Annotated in this window: 19 protein-coding genes and 2 pseudogenes; 19 read left to right on the top strand and 2 right to left on the bottom strand. The window is 37.5% G+C overall.

Annotated features, from left to right (window positions below):
- Positions 1-12: 12 nt before the first annotated feature.
- The 7 genes from KFZ56_RS16230 (at position 13) to KFZ56_RS16200 (ending at position 8,462) form a co-directional block, all read left to right on the top strand.
- Positions 13-1,575, top strand: coding sequence for a sodium:solute symporter family protein (locus KFZ56_RS16230; RefSeq protein ID WP_222643068.1), 1,563 nt, complete (start codon positions 13-15; stop codon positions 1,573-1,575).
- A gap of 3 nt (positions 1,576-1,578) precedes the next feature.
- Positions 1,579-2,148, top strand: a complete 570-nt coding sequence (locus KFZ56_RS16225) for a hypothetical protein (RefSeq protein ID WP_222643067.1) — start codon at positions 1,579-1,581, stop codon at positions 2,146-2,148.
- 63 nt (positions 2,149-2,211) lie between these two features.
- A complete protein-coding gene (locus KFZ56_RS16220) occupies positions 2,212-3,828 on the top strand; it encodes a class I adenylate-forming enzyme family protein (RefSeq protein WP_222643066.1) in 1,617 nt (538 codons plus the stop codon).
- A gap of 5 nt (positions 3,829-3,833) precedes the next feature.
- Positions 3,834-5,408, top strand: a complete 1,575-nt coding sequence (locus KFZ56_RS16215; RefSeq protein ID WP_222643065.1) for an acyl CoA:acetate/3-ketoacid CoA transferase — start codon at positions 3,834-3,836, stop codon at positions 5,406-5,408.
- 85 nt (positions 5,409-5,493) lie between these two features.
- Positions 5,494-6,234, top strand: coding sequence for a 3-oxoacyl-ACP reductase FabG (gene fabG / locus KFZ56_RS16210; RefSeq protein ID WP_222643063.1), 741 nt, complete (start codon positions 5,494-5,496; stop codon positions 6,232-6,234).
- 45 nt (positions 6,235-6,279) lie between these two features.
- On the top strand, positions 6,280-7,467 hold the full coding sequence (locus tag KFZ56_RS16205) for a thiolase family protein (protein ID WP_222643062.1): 1,188 nt from the start codon (positions 6,280-6,282) through the stop codon (positions 7,465-7,467).
- 110 nt (positions 7,468-7,577) lie between these two features.
- On the top strand, positions 7,578-8,462 hold the full coding sequence (locus tag KFZ56_RS16200) for a 3-hydroxyacyl-CoA dehydrogenase family protein (protein ID WP_222643060.1): 885 nt from the start codon (positions 7,578-7,580) through the stop codon (positions 8,460-8,462).
- 248 nt (positions 8,463-8,710) lie between these two features.
- Here KFZ56_RS16200 and KFZ56_RS19670 read toward each other — a convergent pair.
- Positions 8,711-8,993 (bottom strand): annotated as a pseudogene (locus KFZ56_RS19670) (transposase); the annotation flags it as partial.
- Between the two features lie 574 nt (positions 8,994-9,567).
- Between KFZ56_RS19670 and KFZ56_RS20110 the strand changes: the two are divergent.
- The 11 genes and pseudogenes from KFZ56_RS20110 to KFZ56_RS16150 all read left to right on the top strand — a co-directional run.
- Positions 9,568-9,716, top strand: a pseudogene (locus KFZ56_RS20110) (N-acetylmannosamine-6-phosphate 2-epimerase); the annotation flags it as partial.
- 272 nt (positions 9,717-9,988) lie between these two features.
- On the top strand, positions 9,989-10,705 hold the full coding sequence (locus KFZ56_RS16195; protein ID WP_255585183.1) for a GntR family transcriptional regulator: 717 nt from the start codon (positions 9,989-9,991) through the stop codon (positions 10,703-10,705).
- A gap of 88 nt (positions 10,706-10,793) precedes the next feature.
- Positions 10,794-11,963 carry an SIS domain-containing protein gene (locus KFZ56_RS16190; protein WP_222643058.1) on the top strand — a complete coding sequence of 390 codons (1,170 nt, stop codon included), beginning with the start codon at positions 10,794-10,796 and terminating at the stop codon, positions 11,961-11,963.
- 1 nt (position 11,964) lies between these two features.
- The gene (locus tag KFZ56_RS16185; RefSeq protein ID WP_222643057.1) at positions 11,965-12,423 is read left to right on the top strand and encodes a PTS sugar transporter subunit IIA; all 459 of its coding nucleotides are present in this window, start codon (positions 11,965-11,967) and stop codon (positions 12,421-12,423) included.
- Positions 12,424-12,430: 7 nt separating this feature from the next.
- Entirely contained in the window at positions 12,431-13,165 is a 735-nt protein-coding gene (locus KFZ56_RS16180; RefSeq protein ID WP_222643055.1) for a sugar isomerase domain-containing protein, read from the top strand.
- Between the two features lie 19 nt (positions 13,166-13,184).
- Positions 13,185-13,463, top strand: a complete 279-nt coding sequence (locus KFZ56_RS16175) for a PTS sugar transporter subunit IIB (RefSeq protein ID WP_222643054.1) — start codon at positions 13,185-13,187, stop codon at positions 13,461-13,463.
- A gap of 100 nt (positions 13,464-13,563) precedes the next feature.
- Positions 13,564-14,922, top strand: coding sequence for a PTS ascorbate transporter subunit IIC (ulaA, locus tag KFZ56_RS16170; RefSeq protein WP_222643053.1), 1,359 nt, complete (start codon positions 13,564-13,566; stop codon positions 14,920-14,922).
- Between the two features lie 64 nt (positions 14,923-14,986).
- Positions 14,987-16,156: an N-acetylglucosamine-6-phosphate deacetylase gene (nagA, locus tag KFZ56_RS16165; RefSeq protein ID WP_222643052.1), complete on the top strand. Its 1,170-nt coding sequence runs from the start codon at positions 14,987-14,989 to the stop codon at positions 16,154-16,156.
- A 201-nt stretch (positions 16,157-16,357) separates the two neighbouring features.
- Positions 16,358-17,290, top strand: coding sequence for a hexose kinase (locus KFZ56_RS16160; RefSeq protein ID WP_222643051.1), 933 nt, complete (start codon positions 16,358-16,360; stop codon positions 17,288-17,290).
- 22 nt (positions 17,291-17,312) lie between these two features.
- Positions 17,313-18,293 carry a tagatose 1,6-diphosphate aldolase gene (locus tag KFZ56_RS16155; RefSeq protein ID WP_222643050.1) on the top strand — a complete coding sequence of 327 codons (981 nt, stop codon included), beginning with the start codon at positions 17,313-17,315 and terminating at the stop codon, positions 18,291-18,293.
- A gap of 360 nt (positions 18,294-18,653) precedes the next feature.
- The gene (locus KFZ56_RS16150) at positions 18,654-20,282 is read left to right on the top strand and encodes an FIMAH domain-containing protein (protein ID WP_222643049.1); all 1,629 of its coding nucleotides are present in this window, start codon (positions 18,654-18,656) and stop codon (positions 20,280-20,282) included.
- 329 nt (positions 20,283-20,611) lie between these two features.
- Here the strand turns inward: KFZ56_RS16150 and mscL are convergent, their stop codons facing one another.
- Entirely contained in the window at positions 20,612-21,100 is a 489-nt protein-coding gene (gene mscL, locus KFZ56_RS16145) for a large conductance mechanosensitive channel protein MscL (protein ID WP_222643047.1), read from the bottom strand.
- A gap of 369 nt (positions 21,101-21,469) precedes the next feature.
- Here mscL and KFZ56_RS16140 point away from each other — a divergent pair, with 369 nt between their 5' ends.
- Positions 21,470-22,357, top strand: coding sequence for a mechanosensitive ion channel family protein (locus KFZ56_RS16140; RefSeq protein WP_222643045.1), 888 nt, complete (start codon positions 21,470-21,472; stop codon positions 22,355-22,357).
- Positions 22,358-23,295 lie beyond the last annotated feature (938 nt).

Raw genomic sequence — 23,295 nt, 5'->3', positions numbered from 1 at the left:
GAGAGGCGTAAGATGAATGCAAATATATTAATAACTATAGGAATATTAATTTATGGGGCTGTACTTGTATATCATGGATTTAAATCATTTAAACAAACGAGTAAATCTTCTGAGGCATTTTTTACAGCTGACCGTGGATTAAACCCGTTTGTATTATTGGCTACCACTGCAATCTCTGTATTTTCTGCATTAGCCTTTTACGGGGTTCCGGCAGCTATTTACAGAGAAGGAATAGGATACCTTTCAAATACTGGTGGAATGGTTGCAGGCTTACTTTTTGTTGTTATCGGTTATCGTCTTTGGATTTTAGGAAAAGAATACGGTTTCACTACTCCTGTTGATTTTCTTAGATCACGTTATAATTCAGATGGGTATGGGTTATTGGTAGCAGCTATTTTAATTTTATTTATTGTCCCTTACGTAGCTATGCAGCTTATAGCTATTGGTGATGCGGCTGCTGTAACAACAGACGGGATGTTTCCTTATATTTTAGCTGTCGGATTTGCGACGATCGTTGTTTCATTGCATATTATTGGCGGTGGATTGAAATCGGTAGCATGGATGGATGCTTTTCACTTTATGCTAGGTGCAGGAACGTTAATCGTTTTAGTTGTTTATTTAACCATAACTTATTTTCCAAATGGTGGATTTGCACAAGCGGTAGGTATAATTTTAAATGATCCAGAGTCGGCACCTATATTATCACATCCAGGACCAAATGGAACATTTAACTGGCAAGGCACTTTATCTAACGTATTAACTGGTGCAATAGCGACCGTAGTTTGGCCTCATATTTTTATGAGGATGTACGTTGCCGCAAGTAAGGATACCTTTAGAACTATGGCGTGGTCGTTACCCGTAGCTTATGTATTCGTTTACTTCTTAATTGCAATTATTGGTGCAATTTTAGCTCCAGCTATTTTAGGACCAAACTTTGCTGATACGGATAGTATTATATCTGTACTGTCTACTGAATACGCGCCACCTATTATTTCTTTTTTATCATTATTGTGTTTGTTTGCTTTCGGAGTTTCGACAGCGGATTCCCTACTTTTATCTGCAAGCGCTATCGGGTCTCGGGATGTTTATGTTCGTCATGCTTATGAATTGAAGGGAAAAGGCGTTGAACCTAGAAAAGTAGTTTATTTTGGTCGAGTCTTACTTGTTATTTTGATGTTTTTAACGTTAATTATTGTTGGTTTAAGGCCAGCATACATTGTTGATTACGCATACGAGCTTTCATCACCATTTTTTGCTCAAATTCTTCCTGCTACAGTAGGCGGGTTATTTTGGAAAAGGGGAACGAAAGAAGGGGCATTTGCTGGTACGATTTTGGGGTTAGTAGTAACAACAATGTTTACATTCTTTGTTGCACCACCATTTGGATTTTCTGCCTTAGCATGGGCTTTACTTGCCAACACGGCTGCATACATTGGAATAAGTTTAGTAACGAAAGTTCCAAAAGAAGTAATTAATAAATACATTGTAAGAGTAGATTCTATTATAAATGCTGGTACCGAAATGAACTCTGCGGTAGATTCTTCACTATCAGCGTTGAATAAAAGAGAGGGGTAAGTAATGAATAATTTTATACCGTTAAATATATATGGTATTGGTATTCGCCATCCGAGAGATTGGCAGGTGTTTATTAATCCAAATAACAAATTTACCTTTGACGAAGGTTTAATAAAAATAGATAAGGTAACCGTATCTAAAAAGTCAGCAGCTTCTTTATCGATTAGATGGGCAAATATGAAAGAGGACATAAATATAGATGATTACGTTGATGAATTAGAGAAACAGTTTCAAAATAAAGAAAAAAGAAGTCGTCGTAAAGATAGGTATAAAATTATCGAAAAAATAAAGTGCACCGTTGATAACAGGAATGCCTATCTCCTGAAAAATGAATTTGTTGCTAATCATAGTATTTACCGAATTTTGGGTAAAGAAGAATTGGTTAAGGTCTTGCAAGTACTTTTTTATTCAGAACAGACAGGGAGAATGGTTGTTGCTTCTTTATCAACAACCCCTGAAGAATTAGCTGAAAGTGAACATACATTCATAGAAATGTTAACTTCTTTATATGAAGATGCTTACGTGGCTAACGAGAATGAAGACCTTCAATCTTATAAAAAAATAGCATTATAAAAAAGTAAGGATAGCCACCTTGTGAAAATTGGTTATATAATGTATAGGTGGGAGGGAGAGAATATGGTTTCTGGAAATGTCCTTTGGAAAGAACATATTACAAAAGATTTAGTGACAAGGAAGTTTAATAATAGGGAATATGACACGTTTAATGATCTAAAAAGGAATATGTATCATGTCTTAAAAGAAAATGTAATCGAAGTTCCGAATAAAGTAGGAATAATCGATGCGAATGGCAGATCTTATACTTACGTTGAATTGCTGAAAATGACTGATAAACTATCTTCCTATTTAACAGATAAGTATAAGATTGAAAGAGGAAAGCATATTGGATTGTTGTTATTTAATTCGATAGAATTTATTATTTCTTTCTTAGCCGCTCAAAAATTAGGGGTAACGATCATTCCTTTTCCAACTAAATTTAAAGAGCCAGAAATATGTGCACTAATTGAGAAAAGTAATTGTGATCTGCTTATTGTTGACGAGAAATATTTTCCATGGGTTAGAAAATACGAGAATAAAAGATGCCATGTAATTATTTGTGAATCCCAAGATACCTCAAATGGATATGCTTTTCATTTTCTTAATGGATACCCCGAAGTAGAAACGGAAGATAGTGGATCGATAGAAGATGTAGCGATTATCATGTTTACGTCAGGCACGACCACATTCAGCAAAGGAGTCGTTATTAGAAATTTTAATGTTCAACATGCGATAGTAGCGTATCATAAAATTTTAGATCTTAATGAAAGCGATTCTACAATATTAGCAACTCCTATTTACAATGTAACAGGTTTAATTGCGACATTATCATTGTTCCTGAAGTGTAAAGGTACCGTTCGTGTCCATAAATTCTTTGATGTCAATCAACTATTATCAGATATATCTACATTTAATATTACATTTTATCATGCCTCACCTACCATTTTTACATTAATGTTAAAGGAAAAAGGTTTGCATCCTAACCTATCAAGTTTGAAAACCTTGGCTTGCGGTAGTAGTAATATGCCTGCTGAAATGATAAAGGAATTAAAAGAATGGTTACCACAGATGTCTTTTAGAACTGTCTATGGGTTATCGGAAACTACTTCACCAGCTACCATTTTTCCATCTGATGTTTCGGTAAGTGAATATATCGGTTCATCAGGTCAACCTATTCCGGGATTATCTATTAAAATAGTAGATGATTCTGGTTATGAATCAAAACGTGGTAAAACAGGTGAGATTTGGGTGAGGGGGACAAATGTAATTGAAGAATATTATAACCAAAAATCTGATTTAATTACGGGAGATAAGTGGCTGAAAACAGGAGATATTGGATATATAAATAAAGAAGGTTACCTTTATGTAGTAGACAGAAAAAAAGATCTAATTAATAGAGGTGGGGAAAAGATTTTCAGTATTGATATTGAAAATGCTATTTATCAGATAGATGGGATAAGTGAGGTTGCTGTAGTGGGAGTGAAAGATTATGTATACGGAGAAGTACCTGTTGCAGTGATTTCGATAAAAGAAGGCCACCTTGTTGATGAGGCATCTATTAAATTAGTTTTAAAAAATAAACTGGCGAGCTACGAGACCCCTACTGAGTATCATTTTGTTGATGAAATACTTAAAACTGCGAATGGAAAAATAGATAAAAAAGAAATAAGAAGTTATTTAGAAAAACAAAAGGAGTGAATTCAATGGAAGCTAATTTTATAAAGGCTAGTGAAGTTACAAATTTGATACAAGATGGAGATACAGTTTCAACTGTTGGGATGACTTTAATCAGTTCTTCAGAGGCTATTTTAAAAGTGATTGAGAATAGTTTCTTAGAAACTGGGCATCCAAAAGATTTAACATTAGTACATTCAGCTGGTCAAAGTGATCGAAAAAATGGGATCCAACATTTTGCTCACGAAGGATTAGTGACGAAAATTATTGGATCTCATTGGGGGCTTCAACCCAAATGGATGGAAATGATTGCTGAAAATAAAGTTGATGCCTATTGCCTTCCACAAGGTCAACTAGCACAGTTATACAGGTCAATGGCTAGTGGGCTTCCAGGTAAAATGAGCAAGGTAGGGCTTGGTACATTTGTTGATCCTCGTATTGAGGGTGGAAAAATGAACGAGAGGACCAAAAAACTAGATGATATTTCCGAAACAATTGAATATGACAATGAAGTATATATGTTTTACAGAAAAATACCGTTAGATGCTTGTATTATTCGTGGAACTACTGCAGATGAAATGGGTAATATTACGATGGAAGACGAAGCCATGAAACTTGAAGTGTTACCCACTGTACTTGCTACGAAAAGATTTGGCGGAAAAGTTATTGTGCAAGTGAAACGTGTAGCGGAAACAGGCAATCTTCATCCGAAAGACGTTGTTGTTCCTGGAGTCTTTGTTGATGCGATAGTGGTTTGTGATAATCCGTATGAAGATCATAAGCAAACTTCTTCTTGGTACTATGACCCATCCTATTCGGGGGATCTTAGGTTTCCTGTGAATTCCATCAAACCATTGGAAATGAATACTCGAAAGTTTATTGGCAGACGGGCTATGTTTGAAATAAATAAAGGTGATGTTATCAATTTAGGGACAGGAATACCTAATGATGTTGTCGGTAATATCGCAAATGAAGAAGCTATTTCAGACGATATTATGATCACCGTTGAGTCAGGCATATATGGTGGTGTGCAAGCAGGTGGGGTAGACTTTGGAATTGGACAAAATGTGTATGCAATGATTACTCATGATCAGCAAATGGATTATTATAATGGAGCTGGCGTAGATATTACCTTTATGGGAGCGGGTGAGCTTGATGGGGAAGGAAATGTCAATGCAACTAAAATGGGTCCTTTATGTACAGGTGCCGGCGGATTTATCGATATTACACAAAATGCCAAAAAAGTTGTCTTTTGTGCGACGTTTAGTACTGGTAAAGCGAAGGTTGGCTTCAAAGGTAACAAAATTCATATAGAACAAGAAGGTTCTATAAAGAAAATGGTTTCTAACGTTTCACAGATCTCGTTTAATGGAAAATTAGCCAGAGAAAAAGGCCAGGATGTCTTTTTTGTTACAGAAAGGGCTGTGTTTAAGTTAGTTAAAGAGGGTGTTATGCTAATCGAAATTGCCCCTGGAGTTGATTTACAAAAAGATATTCTAGATATGATGGACTTTAAGCCTGTTATTAGTGAAAATTTAAAAACAATGGATGAGAAACTATTTCTAAATGGGCCATTTGGGTTACAAGATTTTATGGGTAATTAATTTAATTTTGCTATATAAATGAATTTAGATAGTAAAGCCCTTAGTAGCTCATATTTAAATATTTATTACAGTGGGGGAATGAAAAATGGGTAGATTATCAGATAAAGTTGCTATTGTTACAGGTGCTGCAAGAGGACTTGGTAAAGGTATAGCGGAAAAACTATCTAATGAGGGGGCAAAGGTAGTTATCGTTGATCTAAATGAAGAAGCTTGTAGGGAAGTAGTTAAAGCGTTTTCTGATCAGAGATATAGTATAACTTCTTATGCAGCTAATATTGCAAAACAAGATGAAGTTAAAAATCTTTTTAACTATGTAACTGATGAGTTTGGAACGGTAGACATTTTGGTTAACAATGCGGGGATTAATAAAGATTCTACACTTCATAAAATGTCTATGGAACAATGGCAGCAAGTAATTGATGTTAACTTAACTGGAACATTTTTGTGTACGCAAGAAGCGGCTATACGAATGAAAGAAAAAGGAACTGGTAGAATTATCTCTATTTCATCTGCCAGCTGGTTAGGAAACTTTGGCCAATCAAACTATGCAGCATCAAAAGCAGGAGTGGTAGGACTGACAAAAACAGCTGCAAAAGAATTAGCTAAAAATAATATTACATGCAATGCGATTTGTCCAGGGTTCATTGATACGGACATGACAAGAGGTGTGCCAGATGAGGTTTGGGAGCAAATGATTTCCAAAATTCCAATGGGTAGAGCAGGAACCCCCTCCGATGTAGGAAATATGATCTCATTTTTAGCTTCAGATGAAGCTTCCTATATAACTGGTGAAGTTATCAATGTAGGTGGAGGAATGGTCCTCTAGTTCAGGATCATTCACTATTTAAATTTTAAAAAGGGGAATGAAAAAATGAGTAATTTAAAGGAAGTAGTCGTTGTGTCTGGAGCAAGAACTCCAATTGGAAAGTTTGGTGGAGGATTGAAAGATGTACACGCGACTGACTTAGCAGCATATGCAGTAAAAGAGTCTGTGAAAAGAGCGGGGATAGAATCTAAAAATGTAGATGAATTAATTATCGGTAATGTAGGTCAGATTGCTGAAAATGGTTTTATAGGTAGGGTTGTTTCACTTAAGTCTGATTTACCAGAGGAAACGACAGCTTATTCTGTTAATAGACAATGTGGTTCTGGAATGCAATCCATTGTAGATGGTATGATGCAAATCCAAACTGGGAATGCAGATGTAGTAGTATCGTGTGGAACCGAAAATATGTCTCAATTACCGTATTATGTAAAGGAGGCTCGTTTTGGGTATAAAATGGGTCATGGAGAGCTTGAAGATGGAGTATTATCCATTTTAACCTGGCCAAGTGGGCCATATCATAATGGTGTTACAGGTGAAAATGTAGCAGAAAGATACCGTATTTCGAGGGAGGAACAAGATGAGTTTTCCATTAAGAGTCAAGAGAGAGCTGTTAAAGCAATTAAAGAAGGGAAATTTAAAGATGAAATAGTTCCTATTGAGTTAAAAGACAGAAAAGGAAATATAACAATTGTAGATACGGATGAGCATCCAAGAGAAGGACTTACGATGGAAAAGCTAAGTAAAATGAAACCTGCTTTTAAGAAGGAAGGTACAGTTACTCCAGCAAATTCTTCTGGAATTAATGATGGTGCAGCTTCAGTAGTGCTTATGTCAAAAGAAAAAGCAGAAGAGTTGGGGATTAAGCCTTTATTAAAAATAAAAGGCTTTGCGGTAGCTGGGAACGGACCTGATGTTATGGGATACGCCCCAAAATTATCAACTGAAAAATTAGCAAAAAAATTAGACTTTGATTTAGATGAGATTGATACTTTTGAATTGAATGAAGCTTTTGCTTCTCAGTCTTGTGCCGTTATGAGAGATTTAAATCTTGATCCAAATAAAGTTAATGTTAATGGTGGTGCAATCAGTTTAGGCCATCCAGTGGGAGCAACGGGGACTATTTTAACAGTTAAAATTATGCATGAAATGCATCGATCTAACTTAGATAAAGGTATTGTTACAATGTGTATAGGTGGAGGACAAGGTATCTCAACACTATTTGAAAGATGTTGATAATGGATGAAGGTGAGACTGAATTCTATCTCACCTTTTCCATATTAAAATGGGAATAAAATAATAACATATAATATAAGAGGTTGCTTCATTAAAAAGGGGGAGAATATATGTCACTTGAAAGTATGGCGATCGTAGGTGGCGGTCTGATGGGAGCGGGTATTGCTCAAAATGCTGCTGAGTCTGGAAAAAGTGTAATGTTAATAGAAATAAATGAATCAAAAGCAAATGAAGCAATTGGCAATATAGAAAAGCAACTGAATGTAAAAGTAAAAAAACAAAAGATTACCGATAATGAAAAAGAGCTGGCCTTAAAAAACATTACTATAAATAGTGATATTGAACATATAAAGGGAGTTGATCTGGTAATCGAAGCTGTTCCTGAGGAGTTAGAGATCAAAAAAAAGGTTTTTGCTCAAATGGATCAATATGTAGATAAACAAACAATATTAGCTTCTAACACATCTGGTCTTTCTATTGCAGCAATTGGATCGGTAACACAGCGACCTGAAAAAGTCATTGGCTTTCATTATTTCTATCCTGTACCTGTTATGAAACTTGTAGAAGTCGTCCCATCAATTATTACAGATAAAACTACAATGGAGGCTATGTTTGACTTTGCATATAGTATTGGAAAAGCCCCTGTTCGGTGTCAGGACTACCCAGGCTTTCTTGTTAATCGTCTTCTTGTTCCGATGGTTAATGAAGCAGTATATTGTGTAATGGAAGGTGCTGAACCTAAAGATATAGATGAGGCAATGAAATTGGGAGCAAATCATCGGATGGGGCCTCTTACCCTTGCTGATTTTGTTGGATTGGATGTACTTTTAGCAACAATGGAAGGTCTTTATAATGGATTTCAAGATTCCAAATATCGCCCTTGTCCACTACTGAAAAAGGTTGTTGAATCCGGCAATTATGGAGTTAAGACCGGTAAAGGTTTTTATTACTATGATGAATCGGGTAAACAACTTCAACAAGTCATTAGTAAATAAGTATATTGATTTTTTGTAAGTGTAGAAGCGGCATATACATGCAGTACAAAATGTAAAAAGGATCAATAAGAGATAAAATTATAGCTAAGGGAAATTTTAAAAATTAATTTACGTGGAGATATCTATTCAGCGACATGAATGAATTTAACATGGAGAGGTATAAAGTTTAATCTTCCACCAATATCCTGCTCTAGTGGCTCTTTTTTCCGCAAATGGTGGCTCAAAACTTTACACAGCTGGCTCTATCCCTCCGCAATACTCAATCCACAATTGAGCTTAAACACTATATCATCATGAAGACGTTAATAAGATTCTTGATCATGGGAATACGCTCCACATATTGTACAAAAGTGGAAATAATCATGGATGCATAATTCTGCTCTTCCGGTGTGCCAAGTCTTGACTTTTTGGTTACTTTATGATAAATCGCATCTAAATCTATCGCTAAAAAATGGCTTCGTACTTTTGGGTAGGTTTCATGTCATATAATTCTTGAATGCCAAATAGACTTGATTGACGAATAATGGTAATAGGAAGTACCCTCCCAATCTTTTGGTTTTTTGTTCAACTACCATTATAAAGATTTGGAGAGGTACTTATTTAGATTTCAAAGTCCTTACCGCGCAAGGTCTAGGAATTATGAAATTCATACGAAAATATAAAAATAAAGTTTGAAAATGGCATTCATCGAAACTTATCAGGTTTAAATAGTAATCTAGGTCATCCCTCTTCCTGAAGTAGTGTAAAAAATGATTTGCATGGTATTAAGGCAGTTTCTTAATTTACGATTTTACAAACGCTGGTTTGTTTGTTGTGACTGTAAGTAAATAGAAAGGAGATTGCTTCTTTCTATTATTTATTTTCACGACGGGGGATTATTACGGATTTTCAGTCCGAATTATTTTGAAAAAGAGTGGCTGAGATAATGTGTTACTTTACAACATTAGTCTACAAAGTGTTATCAATAAAGCAGAAAATGTAGATCCTTAGAAAAATAACATTCTAATTGCTGCTAAAGTTTAAGGTTGAATGGGTTTTTGAATTTCTTTATAAGAATATCGCGAATAATTATCGAAACATATAAGTTCACTAAAGAGATAGATATATTTTGTTGAGTCAACTAAATGGAGGGTTAGTGGTATCATGCCAAGCGTTAGAAAATGAACTTTACATGGATCTGAATACATGAAGAAGATGGCTATTGTGGCAGCTGAAGGTGGCGCTATAGGAATTAGGGCAAATGGTTTTTCGGACTTCAACCAGGCAGTTTTGAAATCAGGGAAGAAATCCTTCCTCCAGCATGTGTGATATACATCGTAAGCATCAAACTATAAAGAAATATTTTCATAGTTCTTAAAAGTGCAATTCCTCTACTGTTGCTTTGCAAACCGTAATTAAGAAAAATGTAATTGTAATCCTTTACATATATTTAAACATGCGTTACAATTATTAATAACAACTGGTAATAACCACATAATAGTTTATCAAGGCAATGATTGGGTTGAGAAAGTAGGTGGAAACTAGATTTGGATAAGACGAGTAAGATACCATTATACTTGCAATTAATGGACGATTTAATCAAAAAAATAGATACTGAAAAATTACTTGTACACGAAAAACTGCCTTCAGAAAGAGAATTATGTGATATTTATGATCTTAGCCGTATAACGGTGAGGCAAGCATTGCAGGAACTTGAACGGGAAGGTTATATCTACAAATTGCATGGTAAAGGGACCTTCGTATCGCCAATTAGCTATAATCAAAATCTTGTTAAGTTGTATAGTTTTACAGAGGAAATGCAAAAAATGGGAAAAACGCCAACCACCCAAGTACTTTCATTTCGAGAAATTGCATTAGATGAACGATTTGCAAACAAAATGAATTTGGCGCCCTTGGATGAAGCTTTTCAAATTGTACGTCTGCGATTGGCTGATAACGAACCCTTAATGTACGAAACATCATATATTCCTAAAAAGATATTTCCTTACTTAACAGAAAAGGACTTAAAAGAACGTCCAATGTACGACATTTTTCTTCAGGATTATCAAATTGGTGTCACAAAAGCAGTTGAACAGTTCTCCGCTACCACTATACGCGAAAAAGAGGGAGAGCACTTGAACTTACCTGCAGATCATCCGGCAATGCTGATTAAACGTTTTGCTTATCAAGATGATAAATTAATAGAATATACTATTAGTGTAGCCCGTGGTGATAAATTTGATTATACCGTAGAATTAACTTGATTTCAGGTTTAAAAAGGAATAGCGTTTTTTTTAACGCAAGTGGTTATAACGACATAACCACAGCAACTAATTTATTGGAGGGTGAAACATGTTTAATATGACATCTGAGGAATTACAAAAGAATAGTGCAATTAATACTACTTCTGAAATCTACCAGCAGCCTGTTGTTTGGAAAGAGCTTGTTTCTTCGCTCTTTGATCAAAAAGAAGAACTAACTAATTTTATAGAATCGATTTATAAAAAACATGAACATGTCCGTGTGATATTGTCAGGGGCAGGAACATCGGCATTTATTGGAGATATACTTGTACCGTTATTGCGAAAAGAAAATAATGCAAATGTCCAATTTGATTCAGTTCCCACAACAAATATTGTTTCAAACCCCGAAGAATATTTACAAAAAGATATACCGACTATCATGGTGTCTTTTGCACGTTCGGGTAATAGTCCGGAAAGCGTTGCAGCTGTAGCGCTCGGTGAACAGATAGTTGATCATTTTTATCAAGTAGTTATAACTTGCAATCAAGATGGACAGTTGGCCAAGGACACAAAGAACGATAAAAACTCAGTAACTATTCTGATGCCAGATGATGCTCACGACAAAGGGCTTGCGATGACAAGCAGTTTTACCTGTATGCTAATAACTGCGTATACGTTATTTACATCGAACGATTTGGACAAAAATATTCTCGGTCATGCAGAAAAACTGATTGAATCATTGCCGGAAAAAATTAATGACATTCTCAAAATGGATTTTGAGCGAATTATTTATTTGGGTTCAGGAATATTGGGTCAATTAACTCATGAAGCTGCATTAAAAATGCTTGAATTAACTGCAGGAAAAGTAGTCGCTGTCCATGAATCATCACTCGGCTTCCGTCACGGTCCAAAATCAATTTTAAATGCTAAGTCCCTTGTTGTGATTTTCCTATCAAACAATCCTTACACACGTAAATACGATGTAGATATGCTTCGGGAGCTTTCGGGGGATATATCTGGTGCTAAAGTTGTGGCTATTACAGACAAAAATGACTCAGAGATTGCTGAATTGGCCGACTGGGTTATATCAATTAACAATGACGCGAACGATTTAATAAATGATTTCCATGTAGCCCTTCCAGCTATTATTGTTGCACAAGTATTAGCGTTGAAAAAATCATTGCAGCTAGGAATTACCCCTGATAATCCGAGTCCCGATGGCCAAATCAATCGGGTTGTACAGGGTGTTACGATATACGATTACATGGGGGAAGATTAATATGCTTGAAAGTTTGTTAAGTTCGTCTACCATTTCTCTACAAGTTCACGTGGAAAATTGGCAGGAAGCTGGGCAAAAAGCCGGGGAACTGCTTTTGGAAAATAATATCGTTGAAGAAAGGTATATTCAAAGCATGATCGACGGTGTATATGAATATGGTCCTTACATTGTCATTGCGCCTGGGATTGCATTATTTCATGCTAGACCTGAGGAGGGGGTGAAAGAAATTGGTTTAACTATGATTACCTTAGAAAATCCAGTGGATTTTGGAGCTGGAAACAAGGACCCAGTGGATTTAGTATTTGCATTAGGGGCAGTTGATCATAATACACACTTAAATTTAATGGCTGAATTGATGCGGGTTTTACAAGATAAGCAGCTTTTAGAAATGATTCGAACTGAAGAAAATGTTGATCGCGTATTAAATATGATCAACAAAAAACTAAGAGAGGAGAATTAAATACAAAATGTTATTTAAAGATTATTTTTCAGAAATACAAAATATGTTGAATGAGGTATCGGAGAAAGAGTCGAATCACATTGTAGATGCGGCCAATATTATTGCAAGCGCTATCGAAAATGATGGAGTTCTTCATGTGTTTGGATGTGGTCACTCTCAAATGTATGCTATGGAGCTTTTTTACCGCGCAGGCGGACTTGTTCCTGTGAATGCAATTTTAGCGCCAAGTCTTTCCTTATCCCCATCTGCGCCAGTCAGCACTTTTTCAGAGCGGCAGGAGGGGCTTGCAAAGATTCTCTTAGAAGAAGAAGTGACGTATCCTGGAGATGTCATGCTGATTGTTTCCACATCAGGGAGAAATCCGGTTCCGATCGAAATGGCTATTGAGGCGAAGAAAAAAGGGATGAAAGTTATTGCCTTGACATCGTTGTCTTTTTCTAAGGAAGTTAATTCACGTTCTAAAGGAGGGGAAAAATTATACGAATTAGCAGATGTCGTTTTAGATAACCATGGTGAATCCGGCGATGCCATCATGCAATTATCCAGCGTAGACTCGAAATTTGGTCCAACATCTTCCATTATTGGATTTACGATCCTTCAATCAATTGTAGTGCAAGTTATTGAAAATCTAGATAAAAAAGGAATAGAGCCGCCGATATATGTAAGCTCAAATCTCGACAAAGGGGATGATATTAACCGAAAGCATATTGAAAATTATAGAAATCGAATCACATGTTTATAAAATTAAGGAGGCGTTATGAATGAATATTATGACGGTTTGTGGGATGGGATTTGGAACAAGTTTAATGTTGAAAATGACAGTGGACGACATTTTAAATGAGAAGGGGATTAAAGCAGATGTCAATGCAAATGATGCAGGGTCTGCCAAAGGTGGCAACCCGGATTTAGTCATAGCATCAGCCGATTTAGAATCCACATTGGAAGGTATTAGTAGCCCGAAGATATTTATTGATGATCTGACAAACACAGAAGAAATTCGGGAGAAATTATTAAATCAACTTAAAAACATGAGTGATTAAATAATCCAATCTGCCTTGATCGTTTGTCGTAAGTAAAAAATTGTAAAATTATTTGTAAGGGATTCCGAAGTAATAGAGTTTTTCAAGGGAGTGATAACCCATGATAAAAGGAATTGCGGATCTTTTAACTGAACCAGCTATTACGCTAGGCATTGTCGCTTTATTAGGCCTGCTGTTGCAAAGAAAAGAGCTGACAGAAGTCGTAAAGGGGACATCTAAAACGATATTAGGTATACTCATTCTGACAGCGGGAACTGGACTTATTGCTGAAAATTTGGAACCGTTTTCGGCAATGTTCACTGAAGCATTTAATTTAAATGGTGTTGTACCTGTGGATGAAGCTGTCGTAGCTGAATTGATATCAAATGTTGCTGAAATTGGTAGAATGACATCGTTTATACTTTTGTTTGGTTTCTTAATTAACATTTTATTAGCTCGTATCACACCATTTAAGTATATCTTTCTAACAGGTCATATGTTATGGATAACTGCTGGATTTTTAGCGTGGGCTTTTCATGATTTGGGTGTTTCTGAAACACATGGGATTATTTTTGGATCAATTATTGCAGGGATGGTATATCTACTTTTGCCAGCAATATCCCAGCCAATTGTGCGAAAGCTTACTGGAAACAATCAACTTGCTTATGGCCATTTAACAACCACTGGTGTTGTCGCATCTGCTTATGTTGGTAAATTGTTCGGCAATAAGGAAAAAAGTAGCGAGGATATTCAACTACCCGAAAAGCTAAGTTTCTTTAAAGACACCGCTGTATCTGTTTCCCTCGTCATGCTCATTATTTATTTAGTGACGGCTATCGCGGCAGGGCCAGATGTCGTAGGACCTCTTGCTGGTGGCCAAAATTATCTGGTATTCAGCTTCTTAAGCGCTTTAGGATTTGCTGCTGGTGTCCTCGTATTACTGCAGGGTGTCAGAATGTTTTTAGGAGAAATTGTTCCAGCGTTTAGAGGAATTGCTTTAAAGTTAGTTCCTGGTGCTAAACCAGCACTAGATGCTCCGATATTCTTTGCCTATGCGCCAAATGCTTTAATGTTAGGATTTATTTTCGCTGTGGTAGGGATGATTATTGGAATGTTTGTGTCAACAACTTTCGGTGGTGTTGTTCCCTTGCCTTCGATCATTGGCGGATTTTTCACCGGCGGTATAGCAGGCATATTTGGTAATACCCTTGGTGGCCGACGAGGAGCAATAATATCAGGAATTGTCTATGGCTTGATATTAACTATTCCGGTTGCACTTTTTTATCCGTTATTCGGACTAGAAATCTACGGTGTGGAAGGCTTGGCATTCCTTGTACCGGATGGAATCGTTGTAATGACATTGATCAAACTATTTTTTAAGTTAGATATCCCAATAGTTGGACTTGTGCTTGCTATCATCGTATTCATTCTTGTGAGTGTATATTTCGCTCGTAAGAAAAAGCAATCCAATGAATCATAAAATAAAAAAGGCTAAATCCCTTTTTTAGTGATATAAAACTTAGTTAGTAAAGGAAGCATATATCATGAATTATTATATTAAGGCGGATCGTTATTTGCTAGAGAATGGAGAAAAAACCGGTGGTTACTTAGAGATTGTAAATGACCGTTTCGGTTCCTTCGTTAATACGGTGCCAGTTAGCGCTAACGTTATTGACTGGTCCGGTTATACGATTGCTCCTGGGCTGTTTGATACACACATCCATGGAGCGAATGGATACGACATCATGGATGGAACCGAAGAAGCTGTAAATGAGATTTCTAAGGCTATTCTTCCGCTAGGAGTAACTCGATTCTTACCGACAACATTAACATCTAGTAAGACAGACTTGGATACGGCTATTAAAGCTATTCGGAGTGCAACAGTACAAGGGCTTTCCGGTGCAAAATCGGAAGGGATATTCCTTGAAGGGCCATATTTTACCGAAAAGCACAAGGGAGCCCAAAATCCTGATTACTTCCGTGATCCAGACTATCAAGAATTTCAACACTGGCAACAGATTGCGGGTAATTCGGTTGTTAAAATTGCGTTAGCACCGGAACGAAATGACTCACTAGAATTCATCCAACAAATGACACGAGATGGTGTGTTAGCAAGTATTGCGCATACAGATGCAAGTTTTGATTGTTGTGTTGCTGGAATTGACGCTGGGGCACGTGACTATGTGCATTTGTTCAATGGTATGACAGGACTGCATCACCGAGAACCGGGAGTCGTTGGCGCTGCACTTACTGATGAGCGAGCTTTTGCTGAATTGATTTGTGATGGACATCATGTGCATCCAAGTGTCGCAACGTTTGCAGCAAACGTGAAAGGAAATAAACTAATCTTGATCACCGATTGTATGAGTGCTGGTTTACAGCCGGATGGCAAATATATGCTGGGGGAATTTCCTGTCGTAATGAAAGACGGAATTGCCAAAATGGAGAATGGATCTCTCGCGGGAAGTACACTTAAACTAATTGACGGAGTCCGTAATCTTCATAAGTGGAGCAATCTACCATTACATGAAGTCTGGCATCGAGCTTCTTTATCCCCAGCAAAAAGCCTTAGACTGAATAATAAACTTGGCAGCATAGCAAAAGGGAAACTAGCTGACTATATCGTATTAAATAACGATTTAAATGTAAAATCCGTTACCGTCGAAGGCGAAACAAAATGGAGCGGATCGCCCAATACAGGGATTTCGTTTTAAGGTCTGACTTAGCGTGATCGAACTTGGTTAAGAAATCGTTATCTCATCTCTGAAAATCCGGAATTTGCATAGTATGGTATCCGTAAATGGGACAAGGATTTGGGCCCTTGTCCTTGTATACAAAACATATCCCCATGAAAGGTATAGTGGTTAGTTTTTTCTTTGACAGATCAATATCCTAACATTGCAGGTGGTGTAAAAATGATTTTAGCGATGACACTCAATCCATCCGTCGACATTAGTTATAAGCTTGAACAATTTAGTATTGATCAAGTAAATCGGGCTGAAGGTACGTCAAAAACGGCTGGTGGAAAAGGATTGAATGTGAGCCGGGTTTTGCAGCAATTGAACGAAGAAGTGGCTGTTTCCGGATTTTTAGGTGGTAGTTTAGGAGATTTTATTCGTAGGCAGCTTAGAAATCTTGAAATTCGTGATTTTTTTACGACAATCGATGGTGAAACACGAAACTGCATTGCAGTCATCCATGAAGGGAAACAAACAGAAATATTGGAAAGCGGTCCAATGATCGCGGCGGAGGAAGCACAACAATTCCTCGACCAATTCACATATCAAATTGAACAAATGGGCATAGTCACGATTTCTGGTAGTTTACCGCAAGGGTTACCGGATAATTTTTATCAGAAAATGATAGGTATAGCTAATCAACACAAAGTTCCAGTTTTCTTGGATACGAATGGCAAATTACTAAAAAAGACACTGCAAGGAGAACACAAGCCTTTTTTGATTAAACCAAATGCACAGGAGTTAGCTGAATTTGCGGGTAGACCCCTTGATGATGAAAAGCAGATTATAAATGTATTAAACGATCCTCTATTGATGAATGTCCCTCATATTGTCGTAACCCTTGGTGCGCGTGGGTCCTTGATAAAACAGAATGAGCATATTTATCGTGCATCGACACCAGCTATTCAGGCGGTGAATCCGGTTGGTTCGGGTGATTCAGTTATTGCCGGATTCGCAGCAGGTCTCTCGCGTGGTTTAATTGGAAAGGAATGGATCAAATTTGGAATGGCTATGGGTGTTTTAAATACGATGGAAGCAAAAACAGGCCACATCAATCCGGAAAATATTGACTGGTGTAAGAAACAAATCGGCGTTACATTACTGGAATAACATAGAACAGGAGGTATTCAAAATGACTTTATCACCAGGAAAACAGCATGGACTTGAGCTTATTTCTGATGACAATCATATTATTCTGGCGACCGCCATGGATCAGCGTGGATCGCTGGGCAAATTGATAGGGTCGTTTAATGATAACATTACGTACGAAAATGGCCTGCGGAAATTTAAACAAGGTGTCAGCGATGTACTGGGTAATCAATCATCCTCGCTTCTTCTCGATCCAGAATATGGCTGGGATGCGGCGGCGAAATTAAACGATAATGTAGGGCTTATCATGGCTTATGAAAAAACAGGTTATGACGCAACTGAAAAAGGCCGTTTACCAAATTTAGTTGATTATTATGCAGTGAAGGATTTAGTAGCAGCTGGCGCAAACGCTATTAAGTTACTCGTCTATTACGACTATCAGGAAGATGAGTATATTAACCAAATGAAAAAAACAATGATCAAACGGGTTGGAGATGAGTGTAAGCAAAATGATATCCTGTTTATTTTAGAACCGGTTTCCTATAGTGCCGAAGGGCTTGCATCCAAGGGAACGGAGTTCGCCAAGCAGAAACCGTCAATTGTGGATTACTTTATGGAGGAATTCTCTAAAGAAATATACGGTATTGATGTATTGAAAGTTGAGGTTCCGGTATTTATTTTTCATATTGAGGGATATGAACAATATGATAACTATGATCCTGTTTATAGTAAAGAAGCAGCTGCGGAGTTATATCGCAATAGTTCGGAAAAGAGCCGCATTCCGTTTATTTATTTAAGCGGTGGAGTAACAAACGACCAGTTTATAGAAACGCTTTATTTTGCTAAAGAGGCTGGTGCAAAATTCAGCGGTAGCTTATGTGGGCGGGCTATTTGGAAGGATGGTGTGGAGTCGTTTGCCAGCGAAGGAAGTAATGCGTACTATCAATGGTTGCATACAACTGGCGTGGATAACTTAAGGAAGGTGCAAGCAGCGATTAAAAAAACTTCTACCCCGTGGACATAGTTTGTCACGGTTTTAAACCGTAGAAAAATATATATTTTTACAGGACAGGAGTGTCCGTATGAAGTTAAAAAGACAGCAGACAAGTTCGATACGTTAAATGAGCTGTGTCAAGCTTCATTTCATGGATAATGACGAGGGTAAAAACAGCTCCCAAGAGAGAAGATTGAACTGAAATGGACGTTTAGCATCGAACAGGGAGACAAGGAAGAGGAGATGCGTACTAAACATTGATGCGTACAAGCAGAGAAAAACTCAGCAGCGATTAGCTTCCGATGAACTTTCGTTTAGGTTAACCGCAGTTGATTCCAAATTACACCCAAAATTATGAAAGGGAGTGCTAGGATGTACAGGATGTTTTTCATGATTTCCGTATCTGCTTTACTTGCCTTTACTATTTTATTGCAAGTCCCCGGAACGGGAATGGCTGCTGACTCTAGGGATGATAGCAATGACGCCGATAAGGATACATCGGAATGGAAACTCAAACATCATGAGGATTTCAGTGAGGATCTCGATGTTAATGATGCCGATTGGGTTCGTGATGAATACGGGGAAGACAGCCCATGGAAAGTAACCGATGGACTAGGTGATGACGGAGCGTATTTTCATGCTTTAGGTGGAGACGACTTTGAGAGGAAATTAGATAGTTTTTGGTTGATGCGTAAACGAGTTTCATTTGGTGAAGATGACTGGCTTACTGCTGAATTGGCAGTGCGGGATTATGACAAGAAAGGAGAACCGGATAATCCTGTAACATTTGATAATGTTACTATGCCTGATGGCAACCGCGCAGCCAAACTAGACGAAGATGATCACAGCGGTGGAGGGATCATTCGTTCCACGGATCCGCTTCCTCCGGAATACCGCATTGAATACAAGCTGAAAACAATTGACTTCGGTGGACAGCGGGACGGCTCGTTTGAATATGACGGGAAAATAAACGGGTATGATACAGAAGGAGTTAAAACGAACTATCCATGGGCCACAGATCCAGATGCTTTTTCAGGCCCGGATGAACCCGGAAACTCAAATTTTGGTGACGTCCGCAGCGCAAATGGTTATTATTTCCTGTCTATTTTAGATTATAATAACCCTGCTCCCCATAATAACGCGCATATTCATAGTCACCGCAAAGTTAATATGGACGCATATAATGTAAATGGTCCAGAAGGTGACGCTTATTCCGTTTGTGATCCGGGATCAGGTGATTTGTACAATTATAATTCCAGCAAAAGCACCCAAAATGGGATTAATGCCCTGTTCATGAACGGAGATGAATTTAAAGATCATGATTATCCCTATACGGATTTCCTAATAGAAACTGAATGTGGAAATCATACAGGTGATATTGTTTCCGCAGCTGAAATTCAGCCGGAATTAATGCCGGATGAAGATTATACATTTGCGATTGAGCGTGATAAAACAGGATATACCATGGAGATGTCAGGCAATTTCCTACATGCAGGAGAAAAAAACTTACGCTATCATCGTGACTTTGTTGAGGGTGACGAACCCATTTGGCATTATAACAACAGGCCCGACCAATATAATGGAGAGTTCAATCGCACATGGAGCCGTGACACTCCGAATGGCGAATACAAAGAGGAAAATATGTGGCCGGAGGACTCAGCCTATCCGGATTACTTTATCCTTGGGGATCCTCATTTAACGCACTATGAGGGAGCAGCTACTATTGATGATATAAAACTATATGTGCCGGAAGAGATCGATACTGATTATATCCAAACGCAGCTCTGGCAACTTGATGATGCAAATGACATTAAGAACGATGAGGCTGTACATGATTTAAAACTTCACTTACAGGCTGTAGAACATTATGAAAAGGAAAATGCCTCAGAAAAGGTAAGCAAACATATGAAAGGATTCAATAATCTGTTGCTTTATCAAAAAAATGAGGACCTGATTAATGGTCAAGCATATCAAACACTTAAAGAAAGTGCTGATTCCTTGATTGAAGATCAGAAATAAGGTTAGTATCCCCCCTCTGATTAAGCAGGGGGGATACTAATCTTGCTATCTAAACGATATTTTATATGAGTATAGTCATAATTGGAAAAGTAGCGCTCCTCTACTGAATACGATGTCAAATAAATTAAAAGACAAAAAATCGACAAGGATCAAATTGATGTCTTAATAAAAATTATTGATTACCAGAAAAAAACTACAGAGGAAATATTGAATTGGTAGAGTTATAAATATAAATGTCAAACCCACATATGCAATTATCAACAATAACAAATCAAAGGAATTGCCTCATTAATTGATCATTGGTGAGAAAACTAACTAAACTCTTCCCCTCACTTCATCCGCCACTTCGGCCCGGCCTTTCGTATAGACTCTTGTTTGTCCAATACAGAGGAACAGTTTGGGCAAATTGTTGCTAATGTTGGGATCGGTGTACGGCAATAGGGACATTCTTTTTTCGTCATCGAATCACTCGGGTGCTGGTGTGGTTTTTTCCAGCGGTTTATTTGTCTGATAACCAGAAAAACGACGAATAAAATAAGCATAAAGCGTATGAATGCAGTTATAAACAGCCCGTAATTGATGGTGGCGGCACCTGCTTCTTTCGCTTGTTCCAATGATGGATAAGTTGTACCATCCAGACTGATATAATGGTCCTGAAAATTTACTTTCGAATATAGTAAGCCAATTGGGGGCAAGAGTATGTCTTTCACTAGCGAATCAATGAGTCCGCTAAATGCAGCACCTAAGACGACACCAACCCCAATATCAACTGCATTTCCTTTCATGGCAAACTGACGAAACTCCCGAAATAACCCCATAGATTTAACTCCTTTCCCTATCCATTATTATGAGGAAGAGGGACAGGCTATGACGATCACATATCATTCAAATGGAATTACAATGCAAATCCTAAAACGGAAGGGTGGTGAAAATTACGCCAGTATTTCCCGTCTCCCTTCTTATTTTGTGTTAAAATAAATACAATACGTATAAAGAATATCGTTTCAGTCAGGTATAACTTATATTCTACCATTCCTGCTGAGTATGTGGCATAGAAGCATTGTGGAAATGACATCGCAATGTTGCTTTATGTAGGTAAAGTTATTCTATATACACATCTATTACCAAAGAAGCCTGAGCTATTTTTCTCATAGAGGAAGTAATAATAACGGAAAAGGAGAGATAGGATGAATTGGCTGTCCGATAATTTTTATGTCCTGTTTGACTACATAACGAGCGCAACCTTGTGGGTATGGATAGGGAAAACGGCACTGAGAATCGCTGTTATCATTATTTTTGCTTTTGTACTTAAAAACGTGGGAAAGAAAGTAATCAATGCGATTTTTAAAGAGAGAAGAAATATGCCGGTCAAACTGTCGACGAATCGAAGAGAACAGACCCTTAAAAATTTGTTAAACAGTGTTCTTTCCTATGGCATTATGTTTATTGCCATTATGATGATACTGGATACATTCAATGTGCCAATCAAAACAATGCTTGCCGGAGCAGGAGTTGCTGGGCTGGCCATCGGCTTTGGTGCTCAAAGTCTTGTTCGGGATGTGATTGGCGGATTTTTCATTATCTTTGAGGATCAATTTTCAGTAGGCGATTATATTGAAATAGGCGCAATCGAGGGGGATGTAGTAGCTATCGGCCTGCGTGTCACACAATTAAGAAGTTATTACGGACAAACCTATGTCATTCCTAACGGTAACATTGATATTGTAACCAATTATTCCGCAACGAATGGTTTTGCAATGGTGGAGGTCAATGTGCCATATGAATCAAATATTATACAAATTGAGAACATGATAGAAGAAACGTTACAATCCCTGCCGGAAAAATACGATATGTTTGTGGGAACCCCCGTTATTAACGGTGTACAAGCACTTGAATTATCGAACTATGTATTACGTATCCGGGCGGAAACCGTCCCGGTTATGCAGTGGGCTGGCGCTAGAGCAATCCGTAAAGAAGTAAAAGAGGATTTATTTGAACAGGGTATTAGTATTCCTTCACCGCGGATGGTGGTTTATCCACACGATGAGCAGGAGCCGCGTTTGGCGGATCGTTAAGCGGAAATATAAGTCTTTAAGCTCCATTAGCTAGTCCCAGCATTTTGATAGATCTTTTGCATAATAACATCATTAAATTCCTGATGTAACAAAATACAAGCATCACCTGTTAAATCACCGCCGTCAAAATTTACTTTCACACGTTTATTAAGCTCATCGATTTTTCGTTTACACTGGCAGTTATAGAAGGAGCCCCTTAGTATGTTTAGTGTAGTCACTTATTACATTACCAAAAGTTGGGCTCTTTTTCGTTTATTTTAATTCCACTTTTTGGATAATTAGCGTTAACACGTAAAAGTACTGTTATTACGGGATCACCAAAGGGCATATCATGAAGCTATGAATAAATCAGGCTGGTAATTTCCATTATGTAAAAAATTGACGCTAAGACATGGGAACCAGTTGTAGAGTATGACAATTTTTTGAAGGTGTGTTTCCTGTTAATAAGTTTGATCGTTTATCCGCTTTATTTCTGATGATGATACAACCTCTTTCAATATAGCAAATTTCGTCACATCGAAGCTTGAATGTACGCATTTAAAATTTCAAAAGTTATTTACTTCTTCTACGAGGATTGTGTTAAGGGATTTGATAAAGCCCCCTTTCAAAGAAAAATTAATTGCCTGGAAACATGGACCTGTAGTAGCAGAGGTATATGATGTTTAAAATCGACCACCATGTTCATTGAAAATCTGGCCAATGAATTTGATAATCTCCCTTGTATACAAACAAGTGGGAAAAGGAGAGATGGTTACCATGAACTGTACGCAAACGAAGGGAGGTCGATGCGACAAATTGTGAGAAGCATCGTAATTTACCGGTTAATAAATAAGTGGGGGATACGAAAAAAATCCAGTCGCCTTATGACTCTGTTTTCACATAGCTAGGATGGAGGGGAAATAACTTTTATGACAGTAGCACCAAATGAGAAGTTTGAT

Source organism: Virgibacillus sp. NKC19-3, from assembly GCF_019837165.1.
Lineage (GTDB): Bacteria > Bacillota > Bacilli > Bacillales > Amphibacillaceae > Virgibacillus_L > Virgibacillus_L saliphilus.
The sequence above is the reverse complement of the archived record's forward strand: the minus strand, read 5'-3'. Positions and strand labels throughout refer to the sequence as shown.

What these genes read in the sequence shown, in the direction of transcription:
- KFZ56_RS16150 (WP_222643049.1), top strand. Translation starts at nt 18,654, where the DNA reads ATGATTTCCGTATCTGCTTTACTTGCCTTTACTATTTTATTGCAAGTC.
- KFZ56_RS16160 (WP_222643051.1), top strand. Translation starts at nt 16,358, where the DNA reads ATGATTTTAGCGATGACACTCAATCCATCCGTCGACATTAGTTATAAG.
- KFZ56_RS16225 (WP_222643067.1), top strand. Translation starts at nt 1,579, where the DNA reads ATGAATAATTTTATACCGTTAAATATATATGGTATTGGTATTCGCCAT.
- KFZ56_RS16180 (WP_222643055.1), top strand. Translation starts at nt 12,431, where the DNA reads ATGTTATTTAAAGATTATTTTTCAGAAATACAAAATATGTTGAATGAG.
- KFZ56_RS16140 (WP_222643045.1), top strand. Translation starts at nt 21,470, where the DNA reads ATGAATTGGCTGTCCGATAATTTTTATGTCCTGTTTGACTACATAACG.
- KFZ56_RS16215 (WP_222643065.1), top strand. Translation starts at nt 3,834, where the DNA reads ATGGAAGCTAATTTTATAAAGGCTAGTGAAGTTACAAATTTGATACAA.
- KFZ56_RS16155 (WP_222643050.1), top strand. Translation starts at nt 17,313, where the DNA reads ATGACTTTATCACCAGGAAAACAGCATGGACTTGAGCTTATTTCTGAT.
- KFZ56_RS16190 (WP_222643058.1), top strand. Translation starts at nt 10,794, where the DNA reads ATGTTTAATATGACATCTGAGGAATTACAAAAGAATAGTGCAATTAAT.
- fabG (WP_222643063.1), top strand. Translation starts at nt 5,494, where the DNA reads ATGGGTAGATTATCAGATAAAGTTGCTATTGTTACAGGTGCTGCAAGA.
- KFZ56_RS16220 (WP_222643066.1), top strand. Translation starts at nt 2,212, where the DNA reads ATGGTTTCTGGAAATGTCCTTTGGAAAGAACATATTACAAAAGATTTA.
- ulaA (WP_222643053.1), top strand. Translation starts at nt 13,564, where the DNA reads ATGATAAAAGGAATTGCGGATCTTTTAACTGAACCAGCTATTACGCTA.
- KFZ56_RS16230 (WP_222643068.1), top strand. Translation starts at nt 13, where the DNA reads ATGAATGCAAATATATTAATAACTATAGGAATATTAATTTATGGGGCT.
- KFZ56_RS16185 (WP_222643057.1), top strand. Translation starts at nt 11,965, where the DNA reads ATGCTTGAAAGTTTGTTAAGTTCGTCTACCATTTCTCTACAAGTTCAC.
- KFZ56_RS16200 (WP_222643060.1), top strand. Translation starts at nt 7,578, where the DNA reads ATGTCACTTGAAAGTATGGCGATCGTAGGTGGCGGTCTGATGGGAGCG.
- nagA (WP_222643052.1), top strand. Translation starts at nt 14,987, where the DNA reads ATGAATTATTATATTAAGGCGGATCGTTATTTGCTAGAGAATGGAGAA.
- mscL (WP_222643047.1), bottom strand. Translation starts at nt 21,100, where the DNA reads ATGGGGTTATTTCGGGAGTTTCGTCAGTTTGCCATGAAAGGAAATGCA.
- KFZ56_RS16205 (WP_222643062.1), top strand. Translation starts at nt 6,280, where the DNA reads ATGAGTAATTTAAAGGAAGTAGTCGTTGTGTCTGGAGCAAGAACTCCA.
- KFZ56_RS16175 (WP_222643054.1), top strand. Translation starts at nt 13,185, where the DNA reads ATGAATATTATGACGGTTTGTGGGATGGGATTTGGAACAAGTTTAATG.